We start from the raw sequence: 25,176 nt of genomic DNA on the forward strand, positions 1-25,176 counted from the left end.
TCATCCATGCCGATTCGGCATCGACTCCTCGAAGCCTGCCAATCCGCACTCACGAGGTCATCACTCCATCCTTTGTCCGGCGCCCAGGTACTCGTCTCGAATCGCCTCGATGAACCGATACATCTCCTCTCCCACCATGGCTGAGGCGGCGAATCCATCGAACTTGTGGACGTACAACTCGACGTCCCGCGGATCAGTGACCGTCACCTCTGCGTGCACGGTCTCGATCGTCACCATCCGGTCGTCCCGGATGACGAAGGAGTGCGCGGGTACATCGGTCTGCGGTGCAGCAAGCGGCACGATCCGGATGTCGACATGGGAGAGACGAGAGGCGGAGAGAATGCGGTCCAGCTGCCCGGCCATCATCGCGGGTGGCAGCAGACGCCACCGGAGAACAGGTTCGGTGATGACGAACTGTATTGTCTTTGCGGCGTCGTAGAGGGACTGCTGCCTGACGAGCCTCGCGGCAACGGCCCGCCCGAGTGGCTCCTCTCCGAGCCCCTTCCTCCCGAAGAGCGCACGCACGTACTCCGGGGTCTGCAGGAGTCCCGGAACGAGGGAAGGCTGGAACACGCGGAGAAGCCCGGTGGAGTCATCCAGCGCCTTGATCTGCTGCTGCTTGCGGTGGTACCCGAGGCGTCGGACCAGACGCCAGGCGGTCGCCTCCGTGGCCTGCGCCCGCGCGGCGGCCATGTACTCGGACTTGACCTCGTCGGACACACCTATGGCGGTGAGGATGCGCTCCATGTCCACAACCGTGGGCGGCACCTTGCCAGTTTCGATCTTGCTCAGCTTGCTTGGAGACATGACAGCGCTTCGGGCCACGGCTTTGGCCTCCTTACCGGAGGCCTGCCGTAGTTCCCGAAGCGCCGGTCCCAGCTCCGTTCTGTTCACTCGCTGTGCTCGGCCCACCAGTCGGAGAACGGAATCGCTTGGGCCATCACGGTGTCGCGGTACGCCCTGAATTCAGCGGACGGGGCGCCTGTGCGGAAGTCGACGCCGAGGTACTTGCCGTCGTCGTAGCTCATGGCTGCGACGGTCTCGTCGTCGAAGAGCCAGAAGTCCGGGGCTTCGGGGACCGGGTTCCTCCGGTCGGTCACGTCGAGGATGAAGAACTCCTCACCAGCCGCCATGTTGCGGTGGTATCCCCATGCGAGCTCGAAGCGGAGGTAGCCCGTGAGCGGCCGCGAGAGGATGTGCACCCGGTACATGCGCTTGCCGGCCTGCGTGGCATCCGCCACCGTCCTGACCCATCCGGCGTTCTTGTAGTCGTCCGGCTGTTCCTCACCGGCAAGAAAGGCTCTGTAGGCGTCGATTCCGCCGGACTGGCTGTAGTCATCGAGCGTTTCGAGCCGGAACGCCTCTCGCTCGAAGGCCGCGAACCAGTCGCCGAGAGTCTTAGATGAGGTTGTCACGGACGGCCTTTCGAATGAGTTCGACGGGAATCTCGACCAACGTTTCATGTGCCGGGATCTGGAGACCGTGATCGGTCACGTGCTCGCCCTGGACGGCGAGCGTGCCCCGGTCGGTCAGATACAACGTCGGGCACTCACCTTCGTCGCAGGAACCTACAAGCCGTGTCAGCTTCACAGTTGCCCCTTGCTCGACGAGTCTCTGAATGATGGTCTCGGGACTTCACCGCCCGAGGCAAGGATCCTGTGTTGCCGGTACTGGAAACTGGGGCCGTCTCGAACATCTGCCGCAAAACCGTGCACCCGCCGTTGGCCGGCGGCTCCTTGCGGAAAGCAAGGAGCCGCCGGGAGAACCTTCGGCGCAGGAAATCGGGCGACGGCGATGACGGGGAGGGCGATGACGGGGAGGGCGGAGAGGCCCTGAAGGACGGCGTACCAGGGTGGGCAGGGGAGCCAGCCCCGCGGCCCTCAACCTGCGGATTCGGGATGGAAATTGGGCGGCGCGGCCCTCTTGTCATGGCTATGGTGGCCCGATGGCATCGGTCAAGCAGGTCCAGATCACCTTCGACTGCGCGTCGCCCGAGCGCGTCGGCCGCTTCTGGTGCGAGGTCCTGGGGTACGTCCCGCCGCCCGTCCCCGAGGGGTTCGACACCTGGGACGACTACCAGCGCTCGCTGCCGCCCGAGGAGCAGGACGCCTGGTTCGTCGCCAGTGACCCCACCGGCGTGGGCCCGCGGATGTACTTCCAGCGCGTCCCCGAGGGCAAGGTCGTCAAGAACCGGGTCCACCTCGACGTGCGGGTCGGCACCGGACTGGTGGGTGCGGAGCGCCTGGCGGCGCTGGAGGCCGAGTGCGCCCGCCTGCTCCCCCTGGGCGCGACTCGCGGGCAACTGCTGATCGCCGACGACAAGAACGAGTCGTGCCTCAACATGCAGGACGTCGAGGGCAACGAGTTCTGCCTGGACTGAGCGCTTCTACGGAACCACCGCGGTGGCCCCCTTGCGAGACGCAAGGGGGCCACCGGCACGAACTGCGCTACCTGCGTGGGAAGTCGGACCGGCCGACTTCCCGTGCTTCCCAGGTCGCCTTGAGGAGTTCGTACTCGACTTCGCCGTGCTCGGACCCGGGGATCGACTCCGGCCAGTCCCCGAAGAAGCTCCGGAGGAACGACAGCCCCGACTTCTCCATCACGCGCCGGGAACGCGTGTTCACCGCCATGGTGTTCGCGGTGACCCGCTCCACCGCGAGGTCGGTGAACCCCTTGGCGACGAGGGCCCGCGAGCCCTCCGTGGCACAACCCCTGCCCCAGGCCGCCCGGTTCAGCCGGTAGCCGAGCTCGACGACGGCGGGATCGTGGTCATCGAGCGGGCGGAGTTCGAACCAGCCCAGGAAGGTGCCGGTGCTCCGCTCCTGGGCCGCCCAGAAGCCCCGGGTGCCGGTACAGGGGTGGTCGTGGAGGAGGCGGGGCAGCGTGCGGGTACGGATCGCCTCGTGGTCGGCCGGCTTGCCGCCGTTGATGAAGCGCATGACCTCGGGGTCGTCGTCGAGTGCGAAGAGGTCATCGACGTCGGCTTCGGTGAACGGCCGCAGGGTGAGGCGGTCGGTCCGCAGAAAGGGATGCATCCGGCGATCTTCATCAGGCGTCGCCGCCCCGGCCAGTGATTATTCGGCTGGTACTCCAGCCCGTGGATCGTGATCACGGATGGGAAGGTCAGGCCCGCGACGCTCCGAGGAACCGCAGCACGGCCAGGACGCGGCGGTGGTCCGCGTCGACCACGGGCAGGTCGAGCTTGGCGAGGATGTTGTTGATGTGCTTCGCCACGGCGCTCTCGCTGACCACCAGCGCCTGCGCGATGCCGGCATTGGAGCGCCCCTCGGCCATCAGGCCGAGCACCTCCCGTTCGCGGGGGGTCAGCCGCGCGAGCGGGTCGCTGTCGCGCCGCAGCAGCAACTGGGCGACGACCTGCGGGTCCAGGGCCGTGCCCCCGTCCGCCACTCGCCGGACCGCCGCCACGAAGTCGGCGACATCGGCAACCCGCTGCTTGAGCAGGTAGCCCACACCGCTGGTGTTCGCAGACAGCAGGTCGGCCGCGTACCGCTCCTCCACGTACTGCGAGAGCAGCACCACCGCCGTCCCCGGCCAGCGCCGACGGATCTCCAGCGCCGCCCGCACCCCCTCGTCGGTGAAGCCGGGCGGCATCCGGACGTCGATCAGGGCGAGTTCGGGCCGGTGCTCCGCCACCGCCGCCAACAGCCCCTCCGCGTCGCCGGCTTCCGCCGCGACCTGGAACCCGCCCATCTCCAGCACCTTGATCAGGCCGACCCGCAACAACACCGAATCCTCGGCGATCACCGCGCGCACGGCAGCTCCGCGGTGATGGTGGTGGGCCCGCCGACGGGGCTGCTGACGTGGAAGGCCCCGTCGAGGGAGCCGACCCGCTTGGCCAGCCCGGTCAGCCCCGTGCCGGCGGCGGCGTCGGCACCGCCCAGCCCGTCGTCGGTAACGCGCACGCGCAGCACCCCGCCGACCTGACGGACCAACACCTCGGCACGCATCGCGTCGGCATGCTTCGTCGCATTGGCCAGCGCCTCCGAGATCACGAAGTACGCGACCGACTCCACGTTGGGCGCCACCCGCTCCTCCAGATCGACCCGCAGCCGCACCGACAGGGGCGTGCGGGCAGCCAGCCCGGACAACGCCGCGTCCAGACCTCGGTCTTCGAGCACGGCCGGGTGCAGCCCCCGCACCAGGTCATTGAGTTCGGTGATCGCCTCCTTCGCATCCAGGTGCGCTCTCGCGATCACCTCGTCGCGGGCATCACTCGGCAGGTCCGGGCGGGTGGCAATGGCCAGACCCAGGTTGACCGCGAGAGACACCAACCGCTGCTGGGTGCCGTCGTGCAGGTCCCGCTCGATCCGGCGACGCTCCGCGTCGACGGCCTCGATCAAGTCGGTCCGGCTCACGGCCAGCTGATCGACCCGCTCCTGGAGCCGCTGCGCCCGGCTGGGCCCGAGCAGGCCCAACGCCAGCCGCGCCTCGGCCCGGACCACTGCCCGCGCGGCCCAGGGCAGGGCGCACAGGAGGAGGAGTCCAGCCGCTGTGTAGGCCGGCAGCTGGGTCAGGTAGCCGAACCAGTCCTGGCGGCTTCCGGTTGGCAGCACCCATGACCAGGCGTAGGCGGTGGCGCCCGCCAGGCACGCCGCCGCCACCGCGAGCACCAGCAGCTCCAGCAGCGCGAGCAGCGGGCCCAGCAGGAGGTGGTAACCGATCTTGCGCCAAGGCCGCGTCGCGGCGAGCCACCGGGCGGTCGAGGCCCACGTCCGTCGTTCCGGCGCGGTGGGGGTGAGCCGGGGGACGTCCACACCGATGAGCACCCGGTAGCGAGCCCGCTGAACGGCCGTCAGCACCGGGGCGCCGAGCAGGACCAGGGCGGCCGACACGGAAACCGTCAGGAGCCAGTTCCCCGTCCTGGCGGTGGTCGCCGCCGCCCAGGCCCACACGGGCACCAGCGCCAGGTGCGGCAGCACACCGGCGGCAAGAAAGCCGGTGTCCCGCCGCGCCCGGAGGACCGTGCGTCTCAGTCCAGCTGGAATCGTCATGGCACGACGCTAGGGCACCGCAGGAGGACAGTGCCATGAAACCTGTACCCGATCTCATGGTGAACCTAGTACCAGCTGTAGATCTCGATCTCGGCGTAAGGGCGGACAGCGTCCCGGGTCGGTAGGTCGGCTCCTGCCGGCCGCCGACAGGTGGACCGGGCCCGGTGGACAGCGCAGACGGCGAGGTCTTCGACCCCGAGATCGCCGTCTGGATCCTGAGCGGCTTGGCCGACCTGGCCCGTGCCGTCCGCGACTGCATGCCGTTCCGGTGGCCCCTTGCCGGCGACAAGGGGCCACCGGAAGAATTCGCTAGGCGCGGGAGGTGATCAGGTGGTCGAACTCGCCCGCCTTCGCACCCTGGAGGAGGGAGGCGAACCTGCGAGCGGTCGTGCGGACGATGACCTCGCCCTCGTCGGACTCGCGGAGTTCGATCACTCCATCGACGGTGGTCCGCACCTCAACACAGTCGGCGTTCGAGCCCGAGAAACTGGACTTCTGCCAGGTGGAGTTACGCATATTTACTTTCCATGTCCTTCTTGATGGAGCGGATAAACTCTCGGGACTCCTCCCGTGAGAGAGCAGACGAGCCGATCCGGGCGAGCAGCGACCGAAATCTGGCTGTGTGGGCTGGCGCGTCAAAGAGAAGGTTTCCGACGCCCGAGTCTGACTGGACCGTGTCGAGCTCCTGAACCGGACCTTCGACGTAGGTGAAGTTCTCGTTGGGCAGCGGAATCATGTCGACGTCGAACGGCACGACTCGGATGGAGATATTGGACCTTTCCGAGGCCTCGACAACGGCTTCAAGCTGCTCGGCCTGGACCTTGGCCCCGCCGAACTGCATGCGCAGTGCTGCTTCATGGATGAATGCCGTGTATGGCGTCGCCTCGGAGCGGATGATGTGCTGACGCCGCAAGCGAAAGGATGCCCTCAGATCGACCTCGTGCTCGGGCAAAGGCGGGTAGGAGCGAGCAAAGACAGCTGAGGCGTAGGCGTTGGTCTGAAGCAGTCCATGGATGAAGGCCATCGTGTAGACCGACAGGCCTCGTGCGTGAGCTTCGATCTCAGCGACCTCAAGGAAGTCCTGCGAAAGGTTTCCGCGATACTCCTCCCACCAGCCGCCCTTGTCGCGGTCCGTGATGATGTCCGCGAGGGCGTCGATCAAGGGCTCGTTGACGCACATGCACAAAGCGGCGATCGTGCGCAGGCGTTCGACGCTGATGCCGGTCCTGCCGCTCTCCATCTGGGTCACGTGGGCGGGATTGATACCCAGCGCGCGGGCCAGTTGGCTGCCGCCGAGGCCGGCCTGTTCACGCATCCTGCGCAGCTCGGCACCCAACCGCAGCTGACGGAGGGTCGGGTTCGATCGTAGGGCCATGGGATCAGTCTGCCGCAGAACGACAGCCACGTTCGGGGGAACTTCTCGCGGATCGCCACAAATCTGTGGCGGCTCGCGCTATCGTCATTTCCAGAACGATCCGATGGATCGTCAGATACGCCTTGGTTCCGGGCAGTAGGCGCCAACTGCCCTCCCGCCGAAGAGCAACCAGCACCTGGCCTGGCTCACGGCCTTCCCCCTCCACACTCATGCCTCTCGGAGGTTCCCGTGTGCACCCTCAACACCCCCTCGCTCACCCTCACCCGGCAGGCCCTGCGGGACGTCCTGACCCGCGCCGCCTGGGACACCGAGACCATCTTCAACGCCGAGCTCGCTCTCGGCGAGTTGATCGTCAACGCGTGGCGACACGCCCACACCGCCTCGCCCGTCGTCTACTTCTCCCTTGACGACCGCACCCTGCGGGTCTGCGTCGCGGACGAGAGCGACGCGCTCCCCGACGAGAAGTCCCTCGACTTCCTCTCCGAGTCCGGACGGGGCCTCCAGCTCGTCTCCGGCCTCACCCACCGCTGGGGCGTCGACCCCCAGAAGCGCGGCAAAACCGTCTGGTACGAGCTGGACTCCGCCGCGTGACCCGCGAACCGATCGCCCCCGACGATCCCCGGATGCGGGACTTCACCGCCCCGCACATCACCGCCCTCCTCGGGGAGCTGCACCGCCGGGGCCTCCCGTACGGGCTCCTCTGGGGCTCCGCCTCGGCCGGGGAGACCATCCTCGACGGGCGTCTCCTGGTCGACTTCGGCAACGCGCCGGTGAGCACTCTCCTCAACCTCCTCCACCTGCTCCGCGACCTGGACCGGGACGCGGCGTGGGAACGGTGAGCCGCTGAACACGCGAAGGCCCTCGCCCACCGAAGGGGCGAGGGCCTCGCGGCGTCCGTCGGCTCCGGGTCAGCCGCCGGACGGGTTCCTGGGCGTTCCTCCACCGGCCCCGCCACCACCGGCCCCGCCACCACCGAAGCCACCACCGCCGAAGCCACCCGCACCACCGGCGGCGCCTTCGACCAGCTGGCTGGCGGTGTAGCCACCGTTGGCGTCGGGGGTGCCGACGACGGTCACGCTCTGGCCGGGCTGGAGGTCTCCGACCTTGCCCTCCTTGTTGAGCTGGACCTTCGTCGCGTCGCCGGTGGTGACCTTGACGGTGTTGCCGTTGGCGTCGGTCAGGTAGACGGTGTTGCCGTCGACGGCCTTGACCGTGCCCCGGGCGAAACCGGCCTGCCCGCCCTGCCCCGCCCCCTGCCCGCCCTGCCCCTGGCCCTGACCCCCGCGACGGGAGCCGTTCTGCCCCTGCCCGTAGCCCCCGCCCGTCGCAGCAGCAGCCGCGGCCGGCCGGGCGGAGGACTTCCCGCCGCCCGAGGTCCCGTTGTCCTTCTGGTACCAGACCCCGCCCGCGAAGGCCCCGGTGGCGATCACGCCGCCCGCCAGCGCCAGGCTGAGCCAGGGCAGCTTCCGCCTCGGCGGCGCGGCCAGTTCGGCGCTCACGTCACGGGCGTCCGGCGGCGTGGCGAGCAGGGCGATCTGCTCGGCCGGGGTACCGGCGTCCGGGCTGACCCTGGCGATCTCTTTGCTCATGACAGTGGAGTCCTACTCGTGCCGGAGGGCGTCGATCGGCCGCAGCGAGGCGGCCCGGTTGGCGGGGTAGCTGCCGAAGAACAGCCCGATGGCGACGGCGATGGCGAACGCGCCGAGCACCGATTCGGGGATCACCACCGGCTTGATGCCGACGATGCTGACGTGCGAGCCGGCGATCCCGGCTGCCACGCCCAGCCCCGCGCCGATCACCGACAGCAGTGTCGACTCGGTGAGGAACTGCCCCAGGATCACCGCGCGCGGCGCGCCGAGCGCCTTGCGGATGCCGATCTCGCGCGTCCGCTCGGTGACCGTCACCAGCATGATGTTGGTGATCCCGATCCCGCCGACCAGCAGCGAGATCGCCGCCACCGCGCCGAGCAGCACGGTGAAGGTCTTCGTGGTGCTCTCCCTCGCCGTGAGCAGCGAGGCCTGGCTGGTGATCCGGAAGTCCGCCTTGGCGGGGTCGGCGATCGCGTGCGTCCCGAGCAGGACGCGGGTGATCTCGGACTGGGCCGCGGTGGTGCTGTCCGCGTTCGCGGCCTGGACCAGGATCTGGTTGACCGAGCCGAAGCCGGTGAAGGCGTTCTGCACCGTCGGCAGCGGGGCGATGACCACGTCGTCCGGGTCGGTGAAGCCGCTGCCGCCCTTGGCCTGGAGCACGCCGACCACGGTGAACGGGGTGCCGCCGAGGACGATCGACCTGCCGACCGGGTTCTCGGTGTCGAACAGCTGCTTGGCCGTCGTCGCGCCGAGCACCGCGACCTTGCGCGCGTCGAGCACGTCGTCGTCGGTGAAGTACTCGCCGTGGACGACCTTCTGGTTGGCGGTCTCGAAGTACGACGGGTAGGTGCCGACGATCGAGCCCGGGCTGTACGAGACGTTCCCGTACAGCGCCGTCCCGCTGGTGGTGACCACCGGCGCGACCGACCGGATCGCGGCCGCGTCGCCGTCGCTCGCCAGCGCCTTGGCGTCGGCGACGGTGAGCTTCTTGACCGAGGAGGTGGCCCGGGAGCCGCCGTTCGCCGAACCGGCGCTGACCGTCAGCGAGTTGGTGCCGAGCGAGGTGATCGAGTCCTTGACCGCCACCGAGGAGCCGTTGCCGACCGCCAGCAGCAGGATCACCGAGGCCACGCCGATCAGCACCCCGAGCATGGTGAGCGCCGAGCGCACCTTGTTGGCGGCCAGGCCGCCGACGGCGAAGCGGAGCGTCTGCCAGAGGATCACGCCGGCACCTCCGCGACCGACGCCGCGCCCGCGCCCGCTGCGCTCGCCGCGCCCGCGACCGCCGCGTCCAGGAAGGGCGGCGGCCCCTCCACGGGCGCCTGCCGGAGGTCGCTCACGATCTGCCCGTCGACCAGCCGCAGCACCCGCTTGGCGTGCCGGGCGACCTCGTCCTCGTGGGTGATCAGCACGACGGTGCGGCCGGTGGCGTTGAGGCCGTCGATCAGGGCCAGCACCTCCTCCGTCGAACGGCTGTCGAGGTTGCCGGTCGGCTCGTCGGCGAGCAGCATCGCGGGCGCCGTCACCAGCGCCCGCGCCACCGCGACGCGCTGCTGCTGGCCGCCGGAGAGCTCGTTGGGCTTGTGCCCGGCCCGCTCGGCGAGCCCGACGAGCGACAGCGCGGCCATCGCCCGGCGGCGCCGCTCGGCGGTGCGCACGCCCGCGTAGGCGAGCGGCAGCTCGACCTGGGCGAGCGCTGTGGTGCGGGGCACCAGGTTGAAGGACTGGAAGACGAAGCCGATCTTGCGGTTGCGCACCAGGGCGAGCTGCTGCTCGTCCAGGTGGCCGACGTCGGTGCCGTCCAGCAGGTAGCGGCCGGCGGTGGGGACGTCCAGGCAGCCGAGGATGTTCATCAGGGTGGACTTGCCGGAGCCGGAGCTGCCCATCACGGCGACGAAGTCGCCCTGCTCGATGTCCAGGCTGACGCCCTGCGGCTCGCCGGTCCGCGGATCCGAGGGGCCGCGCAGCGCGTGCACGGTGGCGTCGCCGTGCCCGTACGCCTTGGTGAGCCGGCGGATCCGGATCACCGGCACGGGGTGCGCCGGGACGCGCTTGTCGATGACGTGACGCATGACCGGTCTCAGCCCCTGCCGCCGCGAGCGGTCCCGCCACCGGCGCCACCGCCACCGGCCCCGCCGGCCCCGCCGGCACCGCCCGGGAAGACCCCGCCGCCGGCCCCGCCGCGGTTGCCGCCGAGGCCCGGGAAGGAGGCGTTCGGGAAGCCGTTGCCGCCGCTGGTGGTGGGGAGTTCGACCTTGTCGCCCTCCTTCAGCCCGGAGACCACCTGCACCGTGCTGTCGCCCTCGACCCCGATGCCGACGGTGACCCGCTCGGTGGCGCCGTCCGGCCGCACCAGGGTCGCGGTGCGCGAGGTACCGGTGCCGGACAGCGCGGAGGTGGGCAGCGAGAGCGCGTTGTCCGCCTCGCCGGTGATCACCTGGACGGTGGCGCTGAGGCCGGTGCGCAGGGCGCTGGTGTCACCGGTGATCTGGAGCGTGGCCGCGTACTGGACGGCGGCGGAGCCGGCCGCGCCGCCGGAGCCGCTGCCGGTGGGCAGCGAACTGACGGACAGGACGGTCGCGTTGAGCTTGGTGTCGGACTGGGCGTTCAGGGTGACGGTGGCCGCCTCGCCCTTCTTCAGTTTGAGCGAGTCGAGCTCGGAGAAGTTCGCGGTGACCTGCATCCCGGTCGGGTTGGTGAGCACGATGAAGCCGCTCGGGGCGGACGTCGAACTCGCGCCGCTCCCCGTGGACTTGGTTGAGGAGGAACCGCTCGCGGTGGCCCCGACCGTGTCGCCGGCCTTGCCGGAGACGGAGGCGACGGTGCCGTCCACCGAGGCGGTCAGGGTGGTGCCGGACAGCGCCGCCCGGGCGTTGGCGAGGTTGGTCTGCGCGGTGGCGACCTGCTGCTGGGCCTGGGCCACAGCCGCGTCGTCGACCTTGGTGGTGGTGACGGTGGCGGTCTGCGGGGCGGGCGTACTGCTCCCGCCCGCCCCGCGGCCACCGCTGCCGGCCCCGCCGCCGGGGGTGGCGGCGGAGGTGGCGCCCGGCAGTTGCTCGGTGGTCGTGGTGGTGACGCCGGCCTGGGCCTTGGTGAGGTTGGCCTGGGCCGTGGTGAGGGCCGCCTGGGCCGCGTCCACCTGCTGCTGGGCCGCCGTGGTGTCGACGGTGGCGAGCACCTGGCCCTTCTTCACGGCGTCCCCGACCGCGACCTCGACCGCGGTGAGCTTGCCGCCGGTGGTGAAGTCCTGGGCCGCGTCGGTCGGCGAGACCAGGGTGCCGGATCCGGACACGGTGGCCAGGACGGTGCCCTTGGACACCGTCGCGGTACGGGCCGCGGGCTTCGCGGAGGCCGGGCCGGAGCTGCCGCTGACCGTGGCGTACACCAGGGCGGCACCGCCCAGCAGGGCCACGCCGAGCGCGGAGTTGACGAGGACGGCGCCTCGCCGCCGTGGGAGCACCTTCATGCCGCACAGCTTCCCGGGGAGCTCTTGCGTCGTCCTGGGCGCCGGCTGGGAGAAGGCTGACCGGCCGGATCCGGGCATTACGGACGGATCACCCGGCCCGTGCGGGCGCCTTGGCCGCCCCGTGGGAGACCGTTGGCCGAACTCCCAGCGGGCTCCCAGCGACCTCCAGCCATCCGGGAGGACGTTCCGAGGACGCTTTCACGCAGTCGCGTGGGGATCGCCGGGGGAGGCGGCAGCTCGGGCACCCGCGCGCGGAATGCGGGTCCCCGCGCGGAAACGCCGCAGGGGCGCGCCGAATGACCGGCGCGCCCCTGCGATCACCAGCAGGACGTCAGGACGCCAGGACGTCAGAGCGACTTGCGGAAGGCCTCCGCGACCGAGAGGAAGATCGAGTTGCCCTCGGCCTCGCCGATCGACACCCGCACGCCCTCCGGGAACGGCCGCACGATCACGCCGGCCTCGGCGCACGCGGCGGCGAACTCCGTCGAGCGCTCGCCGAGCCAGAGCCAGACGAAGTTGGCCTGCGAGTCCGGGATCTCCCAGCCCTGGGCGCGCAGCCCGGCCACCACCCGGGTGCGCTCCCCGACCAGCGCCTCCACCCGCTCCAGCAGCGCCTCCTCGGCGCGCAGCGAGGCGACGGCCGCGTTCTGGGCGAGCTGGCTCACGCCGAACGGGGTGGCGACCTTGCGCAGCGCGGCCGCCACCGGCTCGTGCGCGATGGCGAAGCCGACCCGCAGACCCGCCAGGCCGTACGCCTTGGAGAAGGTGCGCAGCACGCAGACGTTCGGGCGGTCCCGGTAGAGCTCGATGCCGTTGGGCACCTCGGGGTCGCGGATGAACTCGATGTAGGCCTCGTCCACCACGACCAGGACGTCGCTCGGGACGGCGTCCAGGAAGCGCTCCAGCTCGGCGCGGTGGATCACGTTGCCGGTGGGGTTGTTGGGGTTGCAGACGAAGATCAGCCGGGTGTTCGGAGTGACGGCGGCGAGCATCGCGTCCAGGTCGTGGTCGCCGTTCGCCTTGAGCGGCACCGGGACGGGCGTGGCGCCGGAGACCGTGGCGACGATCGGGTACGCCTCGAAGGAGCGCCAGGCGAAGATCACCTCGTCGCCCGGGCCGGCCGTGACGAGCACCAGCGACTGGGCGATGCCGACCGAACCGGTGCCGGTGGCGATGTGCTCGGCGGGCACCCCGAAGCGCTCGGCCAGCACCGAGGTCAGCTCGGTGACCCCCATGTCGGGGTAGCGGTTGAACGAGCCGGCCGCCCGGACCGCCGTCTCCAGGACGCCGGGCAGCGGCTCGTAGGGGTTCTCGTTCGAGGACAGCTTGTAGGCGTCGGCGCCGGCCGGCTTGCCGGGCTTGTAGGTGGGGATGCCGTCGAGGGTCGGCCGCAGCCGCGGGCCCTGCGCTGACGTACCACTGCTCACGGTCGTACTCCGTTTCCAGTTGCGGAACTCTCCGGTGCGCTCGCCCGCCACGGACGGGTTCGCCTCCGTGCCCGGGACCTCGTGACGCGCCCGGACCACCCCGGTCGGGTGCCTTGCACCATACCGACCGCCCTCACCCGTAGGAGTGAGATGCCCGGTCGGGTTACAGGCGCAGATCAGCCATTCTGCCCCGTTCCTTTGGCACATGTCAGAGGTAAGAGTGCTGGTTTCAGACGGGTATCGAAGGGGCGCACCCCGGCTCACTCTTGGAGAAACGTATCTCCAGGGGCTTCCGATGCGCCGGTCACAGACCCTTGTCAGGAGCCATACGATCGGTCCGCCATGACAGCAGCAGCCAACCAGAGCGGTCGGCGTCCCACCACCTCACGGCGTCTGGAGCGGGCCGGCATCCGGGATGTGGCAGCAGCCGCCGGAGTGTCGATCACCACTGTCTCCGATGCGCTGAACGGAAAGGGCCGCCTGCCCGACGAGACCCGCAGCCGGGTGCGCGAGGTCGCCGAGCGCCTCGGCTACCGCCCCTCCGCGGCCGCCCGCACCCTGCGCACCGGACGGTCCGGCCTGATCGGCCTGACCGTCACGACCTACGGTGAAGAACCTTTCACCTTCACCGAGTTCGCGTACTTCGCCGAGATGGCCCGGGCCGCCACCAGCGCCGCCCTCGGCCGCGGCTACGCGCTGGTGGTGCTGCCCGCCTCCTCCCGCCACGACGTCTGGGGCAACATCGCCCTGGACGGCACCGTGGTGATCGACCCGCCCGACCAGGACCCCCTGGTGAGCGAGCTGTACCGCTCCGGCGTCCCGGTGGTCAGCGACGGCAAACCCGGCAACTGCCCGGTCACCGCCTGGGTCGACAACGACCACGAGGCCGCCGTGCTCGGCATCCTCGAACACCTCTCCGAGGCCGGCGCCCGCCGGATCGGCCTGCTCACCGGCACCAGCACCGACACCTACACCCGGCTCTCCACCGAGGCCTACCTCGGCTGGTGCGCCAAGGTCGGGCAGGAGCCGGTGTACGAGACCTACCCGGCACACGACCCGGCCGCCGGCGCCGTCGCCGCCGACCGGCTGCTCGCCCGCCCCGACCGGCCGGACGCCGTCTACGGACTGTTCGACCCCAACGGCACCGACCTGCTGGCCGCCGCCCGCCGCTACGGCCTGCGGGTGCCGGACGACCTGCTGCTGGTCTGCTGCAGCGAGAGCGACGTCTACGCGACCACCGAGCCGCCGATCACCACGCTCTCGCTCAAGCCGCGCAAGATCGGCACCACCGTGGTCAACCTGCTCATCGACGCGATCGAGGGCGTGGACTCCGGGACGGGCGTGGACATCGCCCGGCTCTTCCCGCCGCGGTTCCGCACCGCCGGCACCGGGCCTCCGCCCGGCACCCTGATGCCGACCGAACTGATCGTCCGCGCCTCCTCCCAGCGCCGGAGTCCGCGCACCACCGTCAGCCCGCCCCGGCCCCCGGGCGAGGTGTAGACCACCCCGCCGGCGCCGCCCCGGGGGCGGGACACGCCGCCCGACCCCAGCTGACGAGACCGTACCGAGCCGGGACAAAACGGACCTTGCGAGGCCGCCCGGCTGACGCTCCGGAGGATTGGATACCCACCAGGTGACGACGCCGGGAGAGTGGTCTTCCTATGATGGGCGAATGACACCCGAGGACCGCTTCCCCGGGCCCGAGCACCCCCACCCGGGCCCCCGCCACCAGCCGGACCTCGACGTGCTGCCGTACGGCACCTATTACGAACCCGACGCCGCCGCCGGCTACCCCGCCCCGCCGTACGAGGGGGAGGGCTACAACGGGGAGACCTACAGCGGCTACGGCGGAGCCCGCTACCTGGAGCAGCACTGGCCCGACGGCCAGGGCCACGGCCACACCGTGCACGCCCAGGGCATCGGCATGGACCAGACCCCGGCCTTCTCGCACCAGGGGCAGGGCGGGTACGAGGACGGGGCCGGTTACGAGGACGGCCCCGGGTACGAGGAGCGCACGGGCTACGAGGAGCGCACCGGCTACGACGGGCAGGACCAGGGCGGTTACGAAGGCCAGGACCAGGGCGGCTACGAGCCCACCCTGCCCGACCAGCCCTCCCCCGCACTCCGGCTCGACGGCCGCGACGACCCGCCGACCATCGAGCTCGGCCCGCCGCTGCCCGACCCCGCCGCACCGACCTACCCGTACCCCGCCCCCGGCCCCGGCGAGCCGCCCGGCCCGGTCTACGTCGTCGGCGACGTGCACGGCTACCTGGAGGAACTGCGCGCCGAGCTGCGCCACCAGGGCCTGATCGACGCCGACGGCCACTGGTCCGCCGGCCGCGCCCGGATCTGGTTCCTCGGCGACTTCACCGACCGCGGCCCCGACGGCATCGGCGTCATCGACCTGGTCATGCAGCTGGCCGCCGAGGCCGCCGCGGCCGGCGGCTACTGCCGCGCCCTGATGGGCAACCACGAACTGCTCTTCCTCGGCGCCGCCAAGTACGGCGACGAACCCGTCCAGTCCACCGCCGGCACCGCCTCCTTCCTCGCCGCCTGGCGGCTCAACGGCGGCCAGCAGAACGACCTGGACCGGCTGGAGGCACACCACATCAGCTGGCTCTCCCGGCTCCCCGCCATGGCGGTCGAGGACGGCCACCTGCTGCTGCACTCCGACACCACGGCGTACCTGGAGTACGGCGAGTCCATCCCCGACGTCAACGACGCCGTGCACAACCTGCTCGCCGACGGCAGCGTGGACGAGTGGTGGGACTGCTTCCGCCGCTTCACCAAGCGGTTCGCCTTCCGCGGCGACGCCGGACCGACGGCCGTCCACGAGCTGCTGGACACCTACGGCGGCAGCCGGATCGTGCACGGGCACAGCCCGATCCCGTACCTCACCGGCGCGGTGCACAACGACGACGGCCAGCCGCCGCACATCCCCGGGCCGTACGTGTACGCGGACGACCTCGCGGTGGCGATGGACGGCGGCGTCACCATGGAGGGGCGGCTGCTGGTCGCCCGGCTGCCCATCGGCTGAGGCGGCTCGGGCCGGGCGGCTGCCCGGTGGTCCGGTGGTCCGGCCTGCCGGTGGTCTGGCCGGGCCGGTGGTCTGGCCGGCCGGTTGCCCGGTTGCCTGGATGCCCGGATGGCCTCCGGTAGCCGACCGATCGTCAACCGACCGTCTCTGTCGAACAGTTGTTCCCGGCGCTCGGGTGGTCGTGTGCGCGCGTCCCGGGGCGCGAAAATCCGGAAACCGACTGTCAGCCCGGGCGCGCCCGCCCCTACCATGAGGCACACCACACCCGGCCGCCCGTCAGGCGGCCCGCCTCCGCGCCCGTTTCGGCGCCCTGAGGGCCGCGCGCCCCCGGGGCGGAGCGAACGGGGTCCGCACGAACGGGGTCCCCATGTCCAACCCCCCGCCCCTGCTCGCCGAGGACCGCCCGGAGTACGAGCGCCTCCTCACGGAAGCCCTGCGCGACCGCGCCGTCCTCACCGCCCTGCGCGCACCCGGCGCGCTCACCACCGACCAACTGCGCATCAGCGCGCTGCGCGACGCCGACCGCGTCAACGCCGCGGCCGCCACCGAGTACGCCCACTACACCCGGCTGCGCGAGAGCCTGCACAGCACGCCCCCGCCCCCGTCCCCGCCCGGCGGCGAACCGGCCACCCCCGGGCTGCTCACCCAGCTGCGCTCCGGGAGCGGCGGCGCCGGACTGTTCCCCGTCCTCACCGTGCTCACCCCGATCCTGGCCTGGGCCGCCGCCCTGTTCCTGCTGCTCATCGGCTACCTGCTGCGCGCCACCGGCCCGGACCTCGCCCTCGCCCACTCCCTGGTCACGGCCGGCTGGGTGGCGCTCGCCGCCGGGGTCGCCGCGATGGCCATCGGCATCCTCGGGCTGCTGCTCACCGCCCTGCGCGAAGGCGCCGCGACCGCACCGGCCGGCACCGACCCGGAACTCGCCGCCGAACTCGGCGACGCCCACCGCGAGTGGCGCAGCGCGCTGCGCGAGCGCGGACTCCTCCCCTACCTGCTCGACGCGCTGCCACCGGTGCCGGGCCCGGCGGCCGGGCCCGGTCGCACCGACGGTCAGCGCCCCGACGGCCCCGACCACGGCGACCCCGACCACAGCGGCCCGGACTTCAGCAGCCCCGGCTACACCTCGCCCGCGTTCAGCAGCCCCGGTGCCGAGGGGCTGACCGACCCCCAGGGCCGCTCCTCCCGCCCGGCCGCCTTCACCGGGCCCGACTTCACCGGGCCCGGTTACACGCCGCCCGACTTCACCGGGCCCGACGAGGTCGGCTGAGCCCGCCGCGGCCCGAGCGCCCGGGGCGCTGCCGCGGGTCCGGGACGCCTCCGCGAGCCCGGGACGCCTCCGCGGGCCCGGGCGCTTACGGGGGACATCCCCACCCCCGGTCCGGGTGCCGCCTCCATCGCCCCGAACTCCGCTGCCCGCCAGGGTGGAAGCCACACGTGGAGAACGAGCGGGGGAGAACAGCGATGAACACCGGACCCATCCGACCACCACGCACCGGACCGGCGCCACTGCCGGTCGCCGCCCTGGCGGCGGCGCTGGCGGCGGCCCTACTGGGGCTGCTCCCCACCGGGGCACCGGCGGGCGCCGCGCCGCTGAACGTCGTGCCGGTGGGCGCGGCCGTGAACGTCACCTCCGCGCCCACCACTCCCGCGAACACCACCTCGGCGAGCACCACAACCGCGAGCGGCCCGTCCGCGAGCGTCCCGTCCGCGACGGGCGATCCGGTCCCCAGCCCGGTCGAGTTCACCGGCGCCGACGGCACCGTCCTGCACGGCCTGGTGCTGGCCGCCCCCACCGCGACGACCGGCACCCGCACCCCCGGGCTGGTCATGATCCCCGGCGCCGGCCCCGGCCCGCTGGCCGAGCTGCGGGCCGCCGCCGAGGCGTACGCCCGGCACGGCGTCACCACGCTGATCTTCGACAAGCGCACCGACGGCTACTCGATGACCCACCGGGACTACGGGCAGCTGGCCGACGACGCCCTGGCCGCCGTCCGGCTGCTGCGCACCCGGCCGGAGGTCGCGCCGGAGCGGGTCGGGCTGTGGGGCCTGTCCGAGGGCGCCTGGGTGGCCTCGCTCGCCGCCACCCGCTCCACCGAGGCGACGTACCTGGTCACCGTCGGCGCGGTCGGCCTCCCCCCGGCCCGCCAACAGGCCTGGGCGTACCGGGGCTACCTGCACCACGCCGGCGTCTCCGGCTCGCTGGTCGACGCGCTCTCGGACACCTCCGTCCGGCAGCTCACCGCCGCCGGGCTCTTCCCCGAGGCCGACTACGACCCGGTGCCGGTGTGGGAGCGGGTCCGGCAGCCGGTCCTGGCCGAATGGGGCACCCTCGACCGCGAGGCCGCCCCCGAGGAGAGCGCGACGATCATCCGCCAGGCCCTCGACCGGGGCGACAACACCCACTACACGCTGCGGACCGTCCCCGGCGTCCGGCACAACCTGCACCTCACCGGGGACGACGGCTACGACCGGCCCGACCGGCTCCCGGCGGACTACGCCGAGACCGAGTCCGCCTGGATCCAGCGGCTGGCCACCGGCCTGCCCACCGCCTCCGCCGACCCGGCCCCGCACCAGGACATCCGCAGCCGCGCGCTCGAACCGCTCCCCTGGTACGAGTCGACCTGGTTCGAGGCCGTCGCCACCCTGCTCTGCCTGACCGGCTTCGCGGGCTACGCGCTGACCGGCGCCGCCCGCCACCTGCGCCGCCGACCGCGCCCCGCCGCCCTGCCCCGGGCCGCGCGCTGGGCCGCCCTCGCCGGGACGGCCGCCCTCCTCGGCGCCCTCGGGTACCTGCTCTTCCTCATGGTCACCGCCGCGATGTTCCCCGGCCCGGTCCTGTTCGGCCGCCCGGTGGTCTGGCTGGCCGTCCAACTGCTCGCGCTGTTCGCGCTCGGGTCGTCCGCCGTCGCCGCGGCCGGCGCCCTGCGGGGGCGGGCCGCCCTGGCCGCCGCCTCGGTGGCCGACCGGGCCCGGCTGGGCGCGCTGCTGCTGGCCGGGGTGGCGTTCCTGCCGTGGGCCCTGTCCTGGGGGCTGCTGCTGCCCTGACCCCCGCCGGGGCCTCGGCGGGCAGACGGTCGGCAGCGGCTCACACCGCCGGTGCCGCGACCGGACGCGCGGCCGAAGGCGACGGCCGGCCGGCCGTCAGCCGCGCGGACAGGGCTCGCCGGCCGCGCGCGATCCACGGCAGCGGCCAGCGCAGCAGCAGGTACAGGCACAGGCCCCAGCCCGTGGCGTGCACCGCCCAGACCCCGGCCATGGTCGGGCCGCCCCAAGCCCGGTGGTAGTCCGTGTCCAGGTACCAGAGCGGGTAGCCGAAGTTCCGCACCGAGCCGAACAGCGCGTACCCGACCAGCAGCAGCGCCAGGGCGTCCAGCGGCAGCCCCAGGACCACCCGGGCCAGCACCCGGCCACCCGTCCAGCCGCGGCCGCCCGACACCCGCGCCTGCCACCGGGCGGCCCGCCCCGGCCGCCCGGTCAGCACCAGCCAGGCCCCCACCACGCCGGCCGGCAGCGCCAGGCCCGCGCGGACGGCGACCCGGACGAGGCTGCGGGACTGACGGGGGATCACGGACATCATCGGCTCCTTCAGCCTCGTTCGGTCGATGCCCCCACCTTCCCGTTCGGGTGCCCGGCCGGTCGTCACACCGGGGAACCGGATCCGGGGTCATACCCGGGTACCAGATCGACCGCCGTCGACACCGTCCGCGCGGCGGCGGCCCGCTCCCCTTGGCGGGGGAGCGGGTCGCGCCCGGTTCAGCCCGGCTGAGGACGCCCCCGCCCGCGTTCTCCGGGAGGGTCGGAGGCGGTGGCGGACGGACGGTGTCCGCCCGGGCCGGGAGGCGGAACCATGGGCGCACGGACGATCGCGGCACGGCTGCACGGAACACCCGCACCGGGCGTGCCCCGCTGGGCCGTCCGGGCGGCCTACGCGATCACCCTGGCCGTCCTGCCCTCCTGCCTCTGGCGGATCGGCGGCTTCATCCTCGGGCTGCCGCTGCTCGAGCACGGCCCGACGCCCCCCGAGCAGGATCCGGCCTCGTTCGACGGCGGCTGGGCGTACATCCTCGCGCTCAGCGTGGTCAGCGAGGCGCTGGCCCTCCTCTGCTTCGGCCTGGTCGCCCGCTGGGGCGAGGTGTGGCCGCGCTGGATCCCCGTCCTCGGCGGCCGCCCCGTCCCGGTGCCGGCCGCCGTCGTCCCGGCCGGGCTGGGCGCGACGGCGCTGATGGTCTTCCCGTACTCGATGGTGATGTTCTCGCTCGGCCTGACCATCCGGGGCGACGAGGCCGGGATCATCACCCACGGCTGGCAGACCGTCGTGTTCTGGATGAGCTACCTGCCGTTGGCGGCCTGGGGACCGCTGCTCGCCGTGCTCACCGTGCACTACTACCGTCGGCGCAGGGCGAGTTGAGCCACGCGGGGCGGGTTCAGCCCCTCGCCCCGCCTCGTACGCCGACCCTCGCCCCGCCCCTCGCCCCGCCTCGCACGCCGCCCCTCGCCCCGCCCCTCACCCCGGCGCCACCACGCACAGGGGCGCCCCCTCCGGCCGCTGCGCGACGACGTCCGTCGCGGCCCGGACGAAGGCGCGGACCCGGGCCGTGGTGTTGCTCTCCAGCCAGACCGGGCCGCGCTCGATCGGCGGCGCGTCACGGATCGGCACGTACGCGACGTCCGGGCGCGGGTAGTAGTGGCGGGAGTGCTCGCCGACCGGGAGGACGCCGCGGCCCATCGCGACCAGGCTGAGCATCTCGGAGAAGGTGCTGCCCGACGGCCCCTTGGGCACCGGGCGCCCGGACGGCGTCCGGTCGGGGGTGCGGTCGCGCTTGAAGCCCACCGAGGTGACGGACGGGTACTGCACCACCGGGTGGTCGGCGAGCACCTCGAGCGACACCGAGCGCTCACCGGCCAACGGGTGCCCGGCCGCCACCGCGAGGACCCGCCGCTCGGTCATCAGCACCGGCCCGCGGGCCATGCCGTCGAACGGGTAGGAGGCGATCAGGATGTCGATCGAGCCGTCCTCCAGGCTCGTCCGCGAGTTGGAGAGCTGCACCTCCCGCACGTCCACCCGGCAGTCCGGGTGCCGCTCGCCGAACAGCGCGGCCGCCTTGAGCAGCACCGGCGCCGTCCACTCCCCGAGGAACGCCACCCGCAGCTCCCCGGTGACACCCCGGTTCGCGTCCTCCGCCCGACGCAGCGCCGCCTCCATCGCCGCCACCACCGGAGCCAGGTCGTCCGCCAACTGCCGCCCCACGGCGGTGAGTCGGACCGACCGGCTGGTGCGGTCGAACAGCCGACCGCCGATCCGGCGCTCCAGCTTCGCCACCACCTGGCTGACCCGCCCGGTGGTCAGGCGCAGCCGCTCGGCGGTCCGGCCGAAGTGCAACTCCTCGGCCAGCGCGAGGAAGACCTCGATCTCCAGCCGCTCCAGCATCCCGGCCCCACCCCTCGATCGTTGAATCCCGCTCAACGATCGTATGCCGATCCCGCATTGATCGCGTGCCCCACCGGGAGGATCGTTGAACCCGTCCCCGACAGCCCCACCCGAGCGGAGCCGATCACCCATGCGCGTCGTAGCCTTCGACCACCTCGTCCTCAACGTCGCCGACGTCGAGCGCTCGCTGGCCTTCTACGTCGGCCTCCTCGGCCTGGAGCCGGTCCGCGTCGACGAGTGGCGCGCCGGAAAGGTGTCCTTCCCGTCCGTCCGGGTCAGCCCCGAGACCATCATCGACCTGGCCGTCGGCCCCCGGCACGAGTCCAACGTCGACCACTTCTGCCTCACCGTCGAGCCCCTCGACTGGCAGGAGGTCATCGACGCGGGCACCTTCACCGTCCTGGAGGGCCCCGTCCCCCGCTACGGCGCCCGCGGCACCGCCACCTCCGTCTACGTCAGCGACCCGGACGGCAACACCGTCGAACTCCGCTGGTACCCGCAGGACGCCGCCAACTGAACGGACCCCCGCCCCGGACCCACGGGGGTGGACCGGGGCGGGCACCGCGAAACACCGTGCGGGCCGGTCAGTCCCGGCCGGCGAGGTGCTCGACCAGCCGGTCGAAGCTGGAGTTGAGCCCCGCCTCGGCCTCCGGGCCGCGGAACATCTCCGGCACCCCGGTCTGGTGCAGCACCACCCGGGTGCCGCCCCCGTCGAGCCCGGTGAAGGTGAGGGTGGACCGCATGCCCGAACCCTCCTCCACCATCGTGAAGGACTCGCCGGCCCGGATCTCGGCGATCTCCGCCTTCACCGGGTACCGCTCACCGGTCGCGTCCACCACCATGGTGCTGTCGTACCGCCCGCCCACCTTCGCCTCGATGGCCACGGTCTCCAGCGGCACGTGGGTGCCGACCGGCCCCCAGAAGCGGACGAACCGCTCCGGCTCGAAGTACGCCGCGAACGCGGCGGCCGGGGCGCCCGGCAGCTCACGGGTGATGGTCAGCTCGCCCAGGTTCTCGGTCATCTCGGTCATCTCGGTCTCTCCTCCGTGGTCACACCCGTCGCTTGCAAAGAGGTAGACCCCGGCCGCCCCGGAAACTCATCGCTCCCCGCGAAGATTCTTCGACGACTTTTCCCCGCGACCGACGAACGGGCCCGGAACACCCAGGGCCCGAACCGGGCGGCCGGTCCTGACGCGACGACCGAGCGCCGCCCCGACTGACGTGGGGCGGCGCTCGGTCGTGACCTGTCAGTCGGCCAGCGGGAGGTAGACCCGGTTGCCCTGGGCGGCGAACTCGGCCGACTTCTCGGCCATGCCGGCCAGGGCCTCGGCGTCGAACTCGGTGTTCACGGCGGTGGAACCGTCGCCGTGCTCGTCGCGGATCTTCTGGGAGATCTTCATCGAGCAGAACTTCGGGCCGCACATCGAGCAGAAGTGCGCGGTCTTGGCGGGCTCGGCGGGGAGGGTCTCGTCGTGGAAGCTGCGGGCGGTCTCCGGGTCGAGGGCCAGGTTGAACTGGTCCTCCCAGCGGAACTCGAAGCGGGCGTCGGAGAGGGCGTCGTCCCAGGCCTGGGCGCCGGGGTGGCCCTTGGCCAGGTCGGCGGCGTGGGCGGCGATCTTGTAGGTGATCACGCCGGTCTTGACGTCGTCCCGGTTGGGCAGGCCCAGGTGCTCCTTGGGGGTGACGTAGCAGAGCATCGCGGTGCCCCACCAGGCGATCATCGCGGCGCCGATGCCCGAGGTGATGTGGTCGTAGCCGGGGGCGACGTCCGTGGTCAGCGGGCCGAGGGTGTAGAACGGCGCCTCGTCGCAGATCTCCTTCTGGAGATCCATGTTCTCCTTGATCTTGTTCATCGGAACGTGGCCCGGGCCCTCGATCATCACCTGGACGTCGTGCTCGCGGGCGATCCGGCCGAGTTCGCCGAGGGTCTTCAGCTCGGCGAACTGCGCCTCGTCGTTGGCGTCCGCGATCGAGCCCGGGCGCAGGCCGTCGCCGAGCGAGAAGGTGACGTCGTACGAGGCGAGGATGGAGCAGAGCTCCTCGAAGTTGGTGTAGAGGAAGTTCTCCTGGTGGTGGGCCAGGCACCAGGCCGCCATGATCGAGCCGCCGCGCGAGACAATGCCGGTCTTGCGGCGCGCGGTGAGCGGGACGTAGGGCAGCAGCACGCCGGCGTGGACGGTCATGTAGTCGACGCCCTGCTCGCACTGCTCGATGATGGTGTCCCGGTAGACCTCCCAGCTCAGCTCCTCGGCCTTGCCGTCCACCTTCTCCAGGGCCTGGTAGAGCGGCACGGTGCCGATCGGCACCGGGGAGTTGCGCAGGATCCACTCGCGGGTGGTGTGGATGTTGCGGCCGGTGGAGAGGTCCATGACGGTGTCGGCGCCCCAACGGGTGGCCCAGGTCATCTTCTCCACCTCCTCCTCGATCGAGGAAGTGACGGCGGAGTTGCCGATGTTGGCGTTGATCTTCACCAGGAAGTTGGTGCCGATGACGGCCGGCTCCACCTCCGGGTGGTTCACGTTGACCGGGATGACGGCCCGGCCGCGAGCCACCTCGGCGCGCACGTACTCGGGCGCGAGGCCCTCGCGCAGCGCCACGAACTCCATCTCCGGCGTCACCACGCCCCGCTTGGCGTAAGCGAGTTGGCTGACGGCGACGCCCTCGCGACCGCGCAGCGGGCGACGCGGACGGCCGGGGAAGACGGCGTCCAGGTTGCGCAGGTTCCCGCCGCGCGGCGAGGTGTGCTTGATCCCGTCGTCCTCGGGGCGCGGCTCGCGGCCGTCGTACTCCTCGACGTCGCCGCGCTGGCGGATCCAGGCGTCCCGCAGGGCGGGCAGACCGCGCCGCACGTCGGGCTCGAAGGACGGGTCGGTGTACGGACCGGAGGTGTCGTACAGCGGGACGGTCCTGCCGTTGGTGAGCTGCACCTCGCGGTACGGAACGCGCAGGTCGGGGCGCGATCCCTCGCGGTGGGCCTTGCGCCAGGCCGGAGTCGGATAGCCGGTGCGCTCGCTGCTGGGGGCGCCCTGGACAGACTGCGGCTGTGCTTCGAACGTGGTCATCTGACCTCTACTCCCTACGCCGGCATTACCCGGTCAGGTTCCTGCGGTCGACGCAGCCGTCGGTCCGTCCGTCGACGTCCCGTTCAGCGTCCTCTCAGCCCGGTGCTCCGAGCTCCCGCGTCGCAGGCGGTGTTGCCTGCACACGACGCCCAACACCGTAGCGAGCGGATCGCCGCAGGTCCAGAGCGCCCCACCCCCACCCGGCCGCCACCCGGAGCCTCTGCGCCCTCGGCCGTCCCGTTGGCCCGCCGGCCCGGCGTCGGAGAACGGCCGAGGCCCGGCTCCCCTGTCGGGGGGCCGGGCCTCAGGGCGGCGTTACGGGGTGGCGGGTCAGCTCTTGGCGGCCTTCTTCACCAGGACCACCACGGCGGCCGCGATGCCGACCACCACCAGGAGCTTGATCACGATCGAGAGCAGTGCGCCGACGACGCCGAACACGAAGGCGACGATGTTCCAGGCCAGCACCAGGACCAGCACCGGGATGACGATGTTGCGCACCCAGGAGGGCAGCGACTTCCAGAGCTCAGCCATGTCCGTTCCTCTTCTCCCCTCGGGGCGGCCGCCGTCCGGTGCCGCGTCCCGCTTGCTTTCGGTACTTCGATCGTACGGTGGCGGGAGTGCCGGAACGAGGCCCGGCGGCCCGGAGAGAACCCCGAGATCACCCCGACCCCGACCCCCCGGGTGACCCCCGAGAATTCCTCCGGCGGCGCACAACCCCCGGCGCCGCGGAGCGTCCAACCAGTGCCGGGAGAAAGCCCGTCCCGGCACCATCGACCAGGG

The 25,176-nt window shown here is 72.1% G+C and carries 27 protein-coding genes and 1 riboswitch; of the genes, 9 read left to right on the forward strand and 18 right to left on the reverse strand.

Annotation, left to right across the window (positions count from 1 at the left end; translation table 11 throughout):
* Window positions 1–60: 60 nt before the first annotated feature.
* Genes ABZ449_RS27020 through ABZ449_RS27030 form a run of 3 tightly spaced genes read right to left on the reverse strand, consistent with a single transcriptional unit; the run spans window position 61 to window position 1,590 of the window.
* Complete coding sequence (locus ABZ449_RS27020; protein ID WP_360350926.1) at window positions 61–894, reverse strand: helix-turn-helix transcriptional regulator; 834 nt, start codon at window positions 892–894, stop codon at window positions 61–63.
* Window positions 891–1,415, reverse strand: coding sequence for a DUF6879 family protein (locus tag ABZ449_RS27025; RefSeq protein ID WP_360350929.1), 525 nt, complete (start codon window positions 1,413–1,415; stop codon window positions 891–893). Before ABZ449_RS27025 ends, ABZ449_RS27020 begins: the two co-directional genes overlap by 4 nt.
* Complete coding sequence (locus ABZ449_RS27030; RefSeq protein ID WP_360350932.1) at window positions 1,399–1,590, reverse strand: hypothetical protein; 192 nt, start codon at window positions 1,588–1,590, stop codon at window positions 1,399–1,401. The genes ABZ449_RS27025 and ABZ449_RS27030 overlap by 17 nt, the downstream gene beginning before the upstream one ends.
* 355 nt (window positions 1,591–1,945) lie before the next feature.
* On the opposite strand from ABZ449_RS27030, the gene ABZ449_RS27035 reads away from it, so the two are divergent.
* Entirely contained in the window at window positions 1,946–2,380 is a 435-nt protein-coding gene (locus ABZ449_RS27035; protein ID WP_360350935.1) for a VOC family protein, read from the forward strand.
* Window positions 2,381–2,447: 67 nt separating this feature from the next.
* Here ABZ449_RS27035 and ABZ449_RS27040 read toward each other — a convergent pair whose 3' ends face one another.
* The 5 genes from ABZ449_RS27040 to ABZ449_RS27060 all read right to left on the reverse strand — a co-directional run bounded on the left by ABZ449_RS27040 (window position 2,448) and on the right by ABZ449_RS27060 (window position 6,387).
* The gene (locus ABZ449_RS27040; RefSeq protein WP_360350938.1) at window positions 2,448–3,035 is read right to left on the reverse strand and encodes a GNAT family N-acetyltransferase; all 588 of its coding nucleotides are present in this window, start codon (window positions 3,033–3,035) and stop codon (window positions 2,448–2,450) included.
* 88 nt (window positions 3,036–3,123) lie between these two features.
* Window positions 3,124–3,774, reverse strand: a complete 651-nt coding sequence (locus ABZ449_RS27045; protein ID WP_360350940.1) for a response regulator transcription factor — start codon at window positions 3,772–3,774, stop codon at window positions 3,124–3,126.
* Window positions 3,762–5,012 carry a histidine kinase gene (locus ABZ449_RS27050; RefSeq protein ID WP_360350943.1) on the reverse strand — a complete coding sequence of 417 codons (1,251 nt, stop codon included), beginning with the start codon at window positions 5,010–5,012 and terminating at the stop codon, window positions 3,762–3,764. The genes ABZ449_RS27045 and ABZ449_RS27050 overlap by 13 nt, the downstream gene beginning before the upstream one ends.
* Window positions 5,013–5,321: 309 nt before the next feature.
* Complete coding sequence (locus tag ABZ449_RS27055) at window positions 5,322–5,528, reverse strand: DUF397 domain-containing protein (RefSeq protein ID WP_360350946.1); 207 nt, start codon at window positions 5,526–5,528, stop codon at window positions 5,322–5,324.
* The gene (locus tag ABZ449_RS27060; RefSeq protein ID WP_360350949.1) at window positions 5,521–6,387 is read right to left on the reverse strand and encodes a helix-turn-helix transcriptional regulator; all 867 of its coding nucleotides are present in this window, start codon (window positions 6,385–6,387) and stop codon (window positions 5,521–5,523) included. The genes ABZ449_RS27055 and ABZ449_RS27060 overlap by 8 nt, the downstream gene beginning before the upstream one ends.
* 228 nt (window positions 6,388–6,615) lie before the next feature.
* Between ABZ449_RS27060 and ABZ449_RS27065 the strand changes: the two genes are divergently transcribed.
* Window positions 6,616–6,978, forward strand: a complete 363-nt coding sequence (locus ABZ449_RS27065) for an ATP-binding protein (RefSeq protein ID WP_360350951.1) — start codon at window positions 6,616–6,618, stop codon at window positions 6,976–6,978.
* The gene (locus ABZ449_RS27070) at window positions 6,975–7,226 is read left to right on the forward strand and encodes a hypothetical protein (protein ID WP_360350954.1); all 252 of its coding nucleotides are present in this window, start codon (window positions 6,975–6,977) and stop codon (window positions 7,224–7,226) included. The genes ABZ449_RS27065 and ABZ449_RS27070 overlap by 4 nt, the downstream gene beginning before the upstream one ends.
* Before the next feature lie 69 nt (window positions 7,227–7,295).
* Here ABZ449_RS27070 and ABZ449_RS27075 read toward each other — a convergent pair whose 3' ends face one another.
* From ABZ449_RS27075 to hisC, 5 genes are all read right to left on the reverse strand, one after another.
* The gene (locus ABZ449_RS27075) at window positions 7,296–7,976 is read right to left on the reverse strand and encodes a DUF5666 domain-containing protein (RefSeq protein ID WP_360350957.1); all 681 of its coding nucleotides are present in this window, start codon (window positions 7,974–7,976) and stop codon (window positions 7,296–7,298) included.
* A gap of 12 nt (window positions 7,977–7,988) precedes the next feature.
* Complete coding sequence (locus tag ABZ449_RS27080) at window positions 7,989–9,200, reverse strand: ABC transporter permease (protein WP_360350960.1); 1,212 nt, start codon at window positions 9,198–9,200, stop codon at window positions 7,989–7,991.
* Window positions 9,197–10,048, reverse strand: coding sequence for an ABC transporter ATP-binding protein (locus tag ABZ449_RS27085; protein WP_360350963.1), 852 nt, complete (start codon window positions 10,046–10,048; stop codon window positions 9,197–9,199). Before ABZ449_RS27085 ends, ABZ449_RS27080 begins: the two co-directional genes overlap by 4 nt.
* Window positions 10,049–10,056: 8 nt before the next feature.
* Window positions 10,057–11,442 carry a biotin/lipoyl-binding protein gene (locus tag ABZ449_RS27090; RefSeq protein WP_360350966.1) on the reverse strand — a complete coding sequence of 462 codons (1,386 nt, stop codon included), beginning with the start codon at window positions 11,440–11,442 and terminating at the stop codon, window positions 10,057–10,059.
* A 347-nt stretch (window positions 11,443–11,789) separates the two neighbouring features.
* The gene (gene hisC, locus ABZ449_RS27095) at window positions 11,790–12,869 is read right to left on the reverse strand and encodes a histidinol-phosphate transaminase (RefSeq protein ID WP_360350969.1); all 1,080 of its coding nucleotides are present in this window, start codon (window positions 12,867–12,869) and stop codon (window positions 11,790–11,792) included.
* Between the two features lie 342 nt (window positions 12,870–13,211).
* Between hisC and ABZ449_RS27100 the strand changes: the two genes are divergently transcribed.
* The 4 genes from ABZ449_RS27100 to ABZ449_RS27115 all read left to right on the forward strand — a co-directional run bounded on the left by ABZ449_RS27100 (window position 13,212) and on the right by ABZ449_RS27115 (window position 18,951).
* A complete protein-coding gene (locus tag ABZ449_RS27100; protein WP_360350971.1) occupies window positions 13,212–14,369 on the forward strand; it encodes a LacI family DNA-binding transcriptional regulator in 1,158 nt (385 codons plus the stop codon).
* Window positions 14,370–14,541: 172 nt separating this feature from the next.
* Window positions 14,542–15,906 carry a metallophosphoesterase gene (locus ABZ449_RS27105; protein ID WP_360350974.1) on the forward strand — a complete coding sequence of 455 codons (1,365 nt, stop codon included), beginning with the start codon at window positions 14,542–14,544 and terminating at the stop codon, window positions 15,904–15,906.
* Window positions 15,907–16,273: 367 nt separating this feature from the next.
* A complete protein-coding gene (locus ABZ449_RS27110; RefSeq protein ID WP_360350977.1) occupies window positions 16,274–17,173 on the forward strand; it encodes a hypothetical protein in 900 nt (299 codons plus the stop codon).
* Between the two features lie 194 nt (window positions 17,174–17,367).
* On the forward strand, window positions 17,368–18,951 hold the full coding sequence (locus tag ABZ449_RS27115) for a prolyl oligopeptidase family serine peptidase (RefSeq protein WP_360350980.1): 1,584 nt from the start codon (window positions 17,368–17,370) through the stop codon (window positions 18,949–18,951).
* Window positions 18,952–18,991: 40 nt separating this feature from the next.
* Here the strand turns inward: ABZ449_RS27115 and ABZ449_RS27120 are convergent, their stop codons facing one another.
* The gene (locus tag ABZ449_RS27120) at window positions 18,992–19,480 is read right to left on the reverse strand and encodes a hypothetical protein (protein WP_360350983.1); all 489 of its coding nucleotides are present in this window, start codon (window positions 19,478–19,480) and stop codon (window positions 18,992–18,994) included.
* 273 nt (window positions 19,481–19,753) lie between these two features.
* Here ABZ449_RS27120 and ABZ449_RS27125 point away from each other — a divergent pair, with 273 nt between their 5' ends.
* Complete coding sequence (locus tag ABZ449_RS27125; protein WP_360350986.1) at window positions 19,754–20,314, forward strand: hypothetical protein; 561 nt, start codon at window positions 19,754–19,756, stop codon at window positions 20,312–20,314.
* A gap of 96 nt (window positions 20,315–20,410) precedes the next feature.
* On the opposite strand, the gene ABZ449_RS27130 is transcribed toward ABZ449_RS27125, so the two are convergent.
* The gene (locus ABZ449_RS27130; RefSeq protein WP_360350989.1) at window positions 20,411–21,334 is read right to left on the reverse strand and encodes a LysR family transcriptional regulator; all 924 of its coding nucleotides are present in this window, start codon (window positions 21,332–21,334) and stop codon (window positions 20,411–20,413) included.
* A gap of 130 nt (window positions 21,335–21,464) precedes the next feature.
* Between ABZ449_RS27130 and ABZ449_RS27135 the strand changes: the two genes are divergently transcribed.
* Complete coding sequence (locus ABZ449_RS27135; protein ID WP_360350992.1) at window positions 21,465–21,851, forward strand: VOC family protein; 387 nt, start codon at window positions 21,465–21,467, stop codon at window positions 21,849–21,851.
* 67 nt (window positions 21,852–21,918) lie between these two features.
* Here ABZ449_RS27135 and ABZ449_RS27140 read toward each other — a convergent pair whose 3' ends face one another.
* From ABZ449_RS27140 to ABZ449_RS27150, 3 genes are all read right to left on the reverse strand, one after another.
* The gene (locus ABZ449_RS27140) at window positions 21,919–22,365 is read right to left on the reverse strand and encodes an SRPBCC domain-containing protein (RefSeq protein WP_360350995.1); all 447 of its coding nucleotides are present in this window, start codon (window positions 22,363–22,365) and stop codon (window positions 21,919–21,921) included.
* Window positions 22,366–22,581: 216 nt separating this feature from the next.
* On the reverse strand, window positions 22,582–24,396 hold the full coding sequence (gene thiC, locus ABZ449_RS27145; RefSeq protein WP_360350998.1) for a phosphomethylpyrimidine synthase ThiC: 1,815 nt from the start codon (window positions 24,394–24,396) through the stop codon (window positions 22,582–22,584).
* A riboswitch (TPP riboswitch) is annotated at window positions 24,391–24,525 on the reverse strand. It overlaps the preceding gene by 6 nt.
* A 201-nt stretch (window positions 24,526–24,726) precedes the next feature.
* Window positions 24,727–24,927 (reverse strand): DUF5326 family protein, encoded by a 201-nt coding sequence (locus ABZ449_RS27150; RefSeq protein ID WP_049653234.1) that lies wholly within the window; start codon window positions 24,925–24,927, stop codon window positions 24,727–24,729.
* Window positions 24,928–25,176 lie beyond the last annotated feature (249 nt).

Origin of the sequence: Kitasatospora sp. NPDC005856, from assembly GCF_040629945.1 — a bacterium.
Taxonomy (GTDB): Bacteria; Actinomycetota; Actinomycetes; order Streptomycetales; family Streptomycetaceae; genus Kitasatospora.